The organism is Bacillus sp. JJ1503, assembly GCF_036965125.1.
Lineage (GTDB): Bacteria > Bacillota > Bacilli > Bacillales > Cytobacillaceae > Cytobacillus.
This window is the reverse complement of record NZ_JBALOZ010000183.1, coordinates 1-2,744: the sequence shown is the minus strand read 5'-3', so window position 1 is coordinate 2,744 and position 2,744 is coordinate 1. Positions and strand designations below refer to the sequence as shown.

The window sequence follows — 2,744 nt, the reverse complement described above, 5'->3', positions numbered from 1 at the left end:
TCAGTGGGGGATGAAGGCCCCCCCACTGATTGAAGTTTCACTTTATCTTATAGGAATCTAAATAAATTGTACGTGACTATAATCACTATTTCATAGCCATATAATAAATTTAATCTTGAGAATAAAAAAGAAACCCAATAACTGGGTTTCTTTTTCTGCCAAAACTGCTTAAATAAATTCCTGAATTAATTTATCAAAGTGAGCCTGATCCAAATTAAGATCAGCTTGAGTTAATGGCTGCTCAGAGTAGCCTTTTAATAACTCTTGGTATGATTTGCGCTCGGTGTTTTGATAGATAAGGCCTGTTACAAGTCCATCATGCTTCATTAATGTTTGCATCGCCAGTTCACGGTTAGAAGAATCATAGCCTTCAACATCGCTAAGCTTTGTTAAGTTCTCTTTAAACCAGTCATATGTGTTCACTTTATTATAAGTTACACATGGGCTGAATACGTTAATTAATGAGAAACCATCATGGTTAATTCCTGCTTCAATTAAAGCTGTTAAGTCTTTTAGGTCTGTTGAAAAGCTTTGGGCAACAAATGTTGCTCCAGCAGTTAGAGCCATTTCCATTGGGGCAATAGCTTGTTCAATTGAACCCTCAGGCGTTGATTTTGTTTTAAAGCCTGCTGCTGAACGCGGAGATGTTTGACCTTTAGTTAAACCATAAATTTGGTTATCCATAACAATATACGTAATATTTACATTACGGCGAATAGCGTGGATCGTATGGCCCATTCCAATAGCAAAACCATCACCGTCACCGCCAGAAGCGATAACTGTTAAATCTCGGTTTGCCATTTTAACACCTTGTGCAATTGGAAGGGAACGCCCATGGATTCCATGGAAGCCGTATGAATTAATATATCCGGAAATACGTCCAGAACATCCGATACCTGAAATAACTGCTAGATTCTCAGGCTCTAAACCAACATTTGCAGCCGCACGCTGGATAGCCGCTTGTACAGAGAAATCTCCGCAGCCTGGGCACCAATTTGGCTTTACACTATTTCGAAAATCTTTAAATGTTGCCATTTAGAACAACTCCTTGCAATTTGTGTGAATTTCATGTGGCAAGAATGGATTTCCGTCGTATTTTAACATTTTGTGAATCTTCTCAGCATGTCCGACGTTCATCTTAATAATGTTTGCCAATTGCCCAGTAGCGTTGTTTTCAACAACAGCGATCTTTTTAGCAGATTTTACGAGCGGCAATACTTCATCTGTTGGGAACGGATGAATTAAACGTATTTGTGCATGGTTCACTTTCAAACCATCCTTTTCAAGGCGGCCGATTGCCTCTTCAATAACGCCACGAGTTGAGTTAAAGCCAATGATTAATAAATCAGCTTCTTCATGTGGTGCATTTTTGTGAACAGGTGTATTAAATTTAATGTTCTCGATTTTACGGAAGCGTTTATCCATTTGCGCTTTACGATTAATCGCAGATTCAGATGGTTTTCCTGTTTCATCATGCTCTACACCTGTAACATGGTGAATACCATTTTTCATACCAGGAATAACACGTGGTGAAACTCCATCTTCAGTTACTTCATAGCGCTTAAAGTAGCTACCATCTGCTTCAGGTAAATCTCCAGTTTGAAGCTTTCCACGGCGTACTTCAACCTTATCTAATTCTAGCGGTTCAACCGTTTGTTTACCTAAAGAAAGTTGAAGATCTGAAAGAATAATAACAGGGCATTGATATTCTTCAGCAAGGTTAAATGCTTCAGCTGTATCATAAAACGCTTCTTGTACAGTACTTGGAGCCATTACGATTTTTGGAATTTCTCCATGAGTACCATATATCATAGACATTAGGTCAGACTGTTCTTGCTTCGTTGGCAGACCTGTTGAAGGACCTCCACGCTGTGTATCAACAATTACAAGTGGAGTTTCAGTCATACCAGATAATCCGATGGCTTCCATTTTCAATGCTAAACCTGGTCCAGCTGAAGCAGTTAGAGAACGAACTCCGCCATAGTTAGCTCCGATTGCCATTGTAACCGCAGCAATTTCATCTTCAGTTTGTATAACAGCCCCGCCAAGCGGTGGAAGCTTCTTTATTAAATATTCCATAATTTCAGACGCTGGTGTAATTGGGTAAGCAGCCATAAAGCGGCAACCGCCTGCAAGAGCACCTAAAGCGATGGCATCGTTACCAATCATAAATAAACGCTTTTTGCCATCAGCTTTTTCAAGCTCCATTAATTCAGTTGCCCCAAGGTTTTCTTTCATAAAGTCAAAGCCAGCTTTAATGGCTTCCATATTTTTCTCAACAACTTGTTGGCCTTTTCGTCCAAAAATCTCTTGAACTACTTCTTCAAATACGTTAATATCTAAGTTCAATACTGCGCAAGTTGCTCCAACTGCAACCATGTTTTTCATTAGGGATGTTCCCAGTTCAGTTGCTAATTCAGTGAATGGAACAGCATACATGGCCGCACTTGTATCTTCAGGCTTATTAGGACTGAATTTGGCATCCGCAATAATAACACCTTTATCATGTAGTTCCTTGTAATTAAGATCAATAGTTTCTTGGTCAAAAGCTACCAAAATATCAAGATCATCAGAAATAGATCTTACTTGAGTAGTACTGACACGGATTTTATTGTTCGTATGACCGCCTTTAATTCGTGAAGAGAAATGACGGTAACCATACAAATAGTAGCCTAAACGATTTAATGCTATTGAGAATATTTCTCCAGTACTCTCAATACCTTCCCCTTGTTGCCCTCCAACTT

The 2,744-nt window shown here is 39.2% G+C and carries 2 protein-coding genes; both read right to left on the bottom strand.

Going from position 1 to position 2,744, the window contains the following annotated elements:
- Positions 1-168 precede the first annotated feature (168 nt).
- The gene (locus V7149_RS14520; protein WP_335346329.1) at positions 169-1,035 is read right to left on the bottom strand and encodes a 2-oxoacid:ferredoxin oxidoreductase subunit beta; all 867 of its coding nucleotides are present in this window, start codon (positions 1,033-1,035) and stop codon (positions 169-171) included.
- Positions 1,036-2,744, bottom strand: a 1,709-nt coding sequence (locus V7149_RS14515; RefSeq protein ID WP_335346328.1) for a 2-oxoacid:acceptor oxidoreductase subunit alpha, incomplete at its 5' end; no start/stop codon positions are given.